4 protein-coding genes are annotated in these 4,749 nt (G+C 70.4%); all 4 read left to right on the top strand.

The features are described from left to right. A partial coding sequence (locus RWX87_RS06520) for a quinolinate synthase NadA (protein WP_314688773.1) occupies window positions 1-576 on the top strand: 576 nt, incomplete at its 5' end. A gap of 59 nt (window positions 577-635) precedes the next feature. Beyond that, window positions 636-2,531: an FAD-binding protein gene (locus tag RWX87_RS06515; RefSeq protein ID WP_314688775.1), complete on the top strand. Its 1,896-nt coding sequence runs from the start codon at window positions 636-638 to the stop codon at window positions 2,529-2,531. Between the two features lie 132 nt (window positions 2,532-2,663). Continuing rightward, window positions 2,664-3,518 carry a carboxylating nicotinate-nucleotide diphosphorylase gene (nadC, locus tag RWX87_RS06510; protein WP_314688772.1) on the top strand — a complete coding sequence of 285 codons (855 nt, stop codon included), beginning with the start codon at window positions 2,664-2,666 and terminating at the stop codon, window positions 3,516-3,518. Between the two features lie 4 nt (window positions 3,519-3,522). Continuing rightward, window positions 3,523-4,749, top strand: coding sequence for a cysteine desulfurase family protein (locus tag RWX87_RS06505; RefSeq protein ID WP_314688771.1), 1,227 nt, complete (start codon window positions 3,523-3,525; stop codon window positions 4,747-4,749).

The raw sequence follows: 4,749 nt of genomic DNA, 5'->3' as shown, positions 1-4,749 counted from the left end.
CTGTTCTTCCCCGACCAGCATCTCGGGCGCAACACCGCGCGCGCCATGGGCATCCCGCTGGACCGCATGCCCGTGTGGGACCCGTTCAGGCCGGACGGCGGACACGACGACGCCACCTGGGCGCAGGCGACGATGATCCTGTGGAAGGGCTTCTGCTCGGTGCATCAGCGCTTCACCGTGGAGCAGATAGACCGGGCGCGCAAGGCCTATCCGGACGTGACCGTGCTCGTCCACCCCGAATGCTCGATGGAGGTCGTCGACGCGGCCGACGGGGTGGGCTCCACCGCGTACATCGTGAAGAGGATCGAGGAGGCCCCCGCCGGCGCGACCATCGCCGTGGGCACCGAGATCAACCTTGTCAACCGCCTCGCCGCGGGACATCCCGACAAGACGGTGTTCTGCCTCGACCCGGTGGTCTGCCCCTGCTCGACGATGTACCGCATCCATCCGGCGTATCTCGCCTGGTCGCTCGAGAACCTCGTGAACGGTAGGGTCGTCAACCGCATCACCGTGGATCCGGCGACCGCCGCCGACGCCCGCGTGGCGTTGACGCGCATGCTCGAGGTGCGCCCGTGACGACGGCGGAGACGAAGAAGGCGCGGCCGACGACGACGGGAACGTCCGGTGCGAGCAGATTGCCCGAGTCGAGCAGGACGCACCGGCGTGCCCCCGACCGCGTCATCGTCGTGGGCACGGGGATCGCCGGGCTGTCCGCGGCGCTGGCGGCCGCCCGAGGCGACCACGTCCGGGGGATCGCGGCCGCGGACGTGCTGCTGGTGACGAAAACGGAACTCCTCGAGTCGAACACGTACCACGCCCAGGGAGGCATCGCCGCAGCGGTGTCCCCCGACGACGACCCGGCGCTTCACGCGAAGGACACCCTGGCGGCAGGAGACGGGCTGTGCGACCCCACGGCCGTGGACGTGCTCACCCGCGAAGGCGCCGACCGCGTGCGGGCGCTTCTCGCCGCCGGCGTGCGCTTCGACCGCGGGTCGGACGGGACCCCCCTTCGGGGTCTGGAGGCGGCCCACAGCCGCGCCCGCGTGCTGCATGCCGGCGGCGACGCCACGGGCCGGATCGTCGAGCTGGACGTGAGCGCCATGGTCCGGAACGAGCCGCGGATCGAGATCCTCGAGCACACCTTCCTCGTCGACCTCGTTCTGCGGGACGGGGCCGTGCAAGGAATCCTCGTGAAGGACTCCCGCAACGGCACGGCGTCGATGATCGCCGCCGACCGGGTCATCCTCGCCACGGGCGGAGCCGGGCGACTGTACCCGTACACGACGAATCCCGCCGTGGCCACCGGCGACGGTCTGGCCGCGGCCCTCAGGGCAGGCACGCAAGTGGCCGACCTCGAGTTCTACCAGTTCCATCCCACCGCCCTGGCCGTCGGGGAGCATTTCCTCGTCTCCGAGGCCGTGCGCGGCGAGGGCGCGCAGCTGCTGGACGAGGCCGGACGACGGTACATGGCCGACGTGGACCCGCGCGCCGAACTCGCGCCCCGGGACGTGGTGGCGCGCGAGAACTACCGGCGAATCATGGCCCAGGACGGTCGGCCCGTGTTCCTCGACGCCACCGCCATCGCCCGCCGCGACGTCGGCGCCCGAATGTCGGCCGACGAACTGGGGGACTTCCTGGCCCACCGCTTCCCCACCATCGACGCCTACGTCAGGGGCCTCGGCATCGACTGGAGCCGCGACCCGGTTCCCATCACGCCCGCGGCGCACTACTGGATGGGCGGCATCCGCACGGATCTCGAGGGCCGCACCAGCATCCCAGGACTGTACGCCTCCGGGGAGTGCGCGCGAACGGGCGTGCAGGGCGCGAACAGACTCGCGTCGAACTCCCTTCTCGAGGGTCTGGTGTTCGGGCGCCGGGCGGGTCTGGCCGCCGCCGGGGACGAGCCGGGACGCAGGTGGAAGCCGGACTCGCTGAAAGGCTCCGCGGCCGACGAAAACATCCGCGAAGATGAAGAACCGACGACGCTGCGGCTTCCTGGATCCCGACTTTTCACATCAGAGCTTCCCGAATCGGAACTTCCCGGATTCACGGCGAAGCAGGCGGAGGACACGGCGACAGGCACGACCACTTCCATCCGCCGCCGGATCGAGAACGTCATGTGGTCCGAGGTCGGCGTGCTGCGCGATGCGACGGGATTGTCCGACACCGTCGGGGCACTGGAGAAACTGGCCGCGCGTCTGCGTTCAGGCACGCGCTTCGCCGCGTCCGACGAATCGGTCCCTGCCAACAGGCCAGCTCGCTCCTACCACCCAGCTCCCACCGACGAATCAGCCTCCGTCGACGGATCGGCCCCGCACATCGGAGCCCCCTCTCCCACCAAGCCATCATCCGCATCGTCAATCACCGCGCTGGAGAACCGCGACCTGGCTCTGCTGGGCTTCGCCGCCGCCACGGCCGCCCTGGCGCGCGAGGAGTCGCGCGGCGCTCATGCCCGCACCGACCACCCGTCCACCGACCCCGCCCAGGCCCGGTCGCGGGCATGGGTCCTCGATGCGGGACCGCTGCGATAGCGCCAAGGGCGCCCGCCCGGAAACGCCCATGCAAGGAGACCTCGCAAGGGACCGCGGAAGCCCCAGAAAGCTTCAGACGACCCCAGAGACCCCAGGAATCCCAGAGCCTCAGGAACCCCAGGAAAGGACACCATGCTCACCCATCTGGTCATCGAGGACGCGGTGCGTCGCGCCCTGCTCGAGGACTGTCCCACCGGCGACGTCACCTCCGAGGCGACGATCCCCGCCGATATCACCGGCTCCGTACGGCTTCGCGCCCGCGAGGACGGGGTGCTGGCCGGCATCGACGTATTCACCGCGGCCTTCCGGACCGTCGACCCCGGCATCCGCGTCGACGCCCATGCCCGCGACGGCGAGCGCTTCGCCGCCGGGGACGTGCTGGCCGAGGTGGACGGCCCAGTGCGCGGCATCCTCACCGCGGAGCGCGTGGCGCTGAACTTCACGCAGCGCATGTGCGGCATCGCCACGATGACGCGCCGCTTCGTCGACGCCGTGGACGCCGCCACCGGATCCCACGCCCGCATCACCGACACCCGCAAGACGGTTCCGGGTCTGCGGCCCTTCGACCGCCACGCCGTGGTATGCGGGGGCGGGCACAACCATCGCTACGGCCTGTCGGACGCGGTGCTCGTCAAGGACAACCATCTGGCGGCCATGCGCGCGGCCGGGCTCGATCTGGCTGCGACCCTGCGGCACATACGCTCCCAGATCGGCCACACCACGCATATCGAGGTGGAGATCGACGGCCTCGACCAGCTCGGCATGGCGCTTGACGGTGGCGCCGACACCATCATGTTCGACAACTTCACTCTCCAGGACACGCGACGCGGGGTGGAGCTCGTCGACGGCAGGGCTCTCGTCGAGGCGTCGGGGACGATGACGCTCGACCGCGCGCCCGCGGTGGCCGCCTGCGGCGTGGACCTCATCTCCGTGGGAGCGCTCACCCATTCCGTCCGAGCCATCGACCTCGGTCTGGACTGGCGGTGAGACGATGACGACGGAGGACGCCAACGACATTGCCGCCACGGCCTACCCCGCCACTGACCCTGATCCCGCGACCTCCGGCGGCCGTCTGTATCTGGACGCGGCGGCCGGCGACCGCGTGCGGCCCGACGTCGTCGAGGCGATGATGCCCTTCCTCACCGAGGCCTGGGGCAATCCCTCGAGCGTCCACACGGACGGACGCACGGCGAAGCGGGCGCTCGAGGCGGCCCGCGCGTCGGTGGCGACGAATCTGGGCGCGACGACCGAGGATGTCATATTCACCTCCGGCGGCACGGAATCCGACAATCTCGCCGTCAAGGGACTAGCGCTGGCGGGCCGTGAGGCCGGCAGGCCCGCGCGCGTCCTCGTCTCCGCCGTGGAACATCCGGCGGTGATGCAGTCGGCCGTCTGGCTGCGGGAGGTCATGGGCTTCGAGGTGGAGACCGTCCCCGTGGACGCGCAGGCGCGAATCGACCTCAGGCAGCTGCGTGATCTCCTGCATGGCCGGGGAGCCGCCCTGTGCTGCGTGATGATGGCGAACAACGAGGTCGGCACGATCGAGCCGGTCGCCGAGGCCGCGCGCATCTGCCATGAGGCCGGCACGCCCATCCACGTCGATGCCATCCAGGCGGCGGGGACGGTTCCGGTGGATTTCCGCGGACTTGACGTCGATTCGATCAGCGTGGCCGGGCACAAGTTCGGCGCTCCGCATGGCACCGGAGCATGGCTGATGCGTCCCGGGACGCCGGTGACGCCGATGATGTCGGGCGGCGGTCAGGAGCGCGGGCTGCGGCCCGGCACTCCGGATGTGGCCGGCGCGGTGGCCCTGGCCGTGGCGCTCGACGACGCCGTTCGGGATATGGACGTCCGCAACCCGGCTCTGACGGACTCCCGAGACCGGCTCATCGACGCCGTGCTCCGGACGGTTCCACGGGCGCGGCTCACGGGCGATCCGCACCGTCGTCTGCCCGGTCATGCGAGCTTCGTCATCCCCGGGATGACCGGCGAGACGCTTCTCGTGGATCTTGACGCTCAGGGCATCGAATGCTCCTCGGGATCGGCGTGCGCGGTGGGTCGTCAGGAGACGCCGCCGACGCTCACGGCGATGGGCATCGACGCCGATGACGCCCGTGGCGCCCTGCGTTTCAGCTTCCGTCGGACGCTGTCCAACGAGGAGATCGGCCGCATCGCCGCAGGACTTCACGATTCGTGCATGGCCTTCGGACTGGCCTGA

Origin of the sequence: uncultured Bifidobacterium sp., assembly GCF_963540075.1 — a bacterium.
Taxonomy (GTDB): Bacteria; Actinomycetota; Actinomycetes; order Actinomycetales; family Bifidobacteriaceae; genus Bifidobacterium.
The sequence above is the reverse complement of the archived record's forward strand: the minus strand, read 5'-3'. Positions and strand labels throughout refer to the sequence as shown.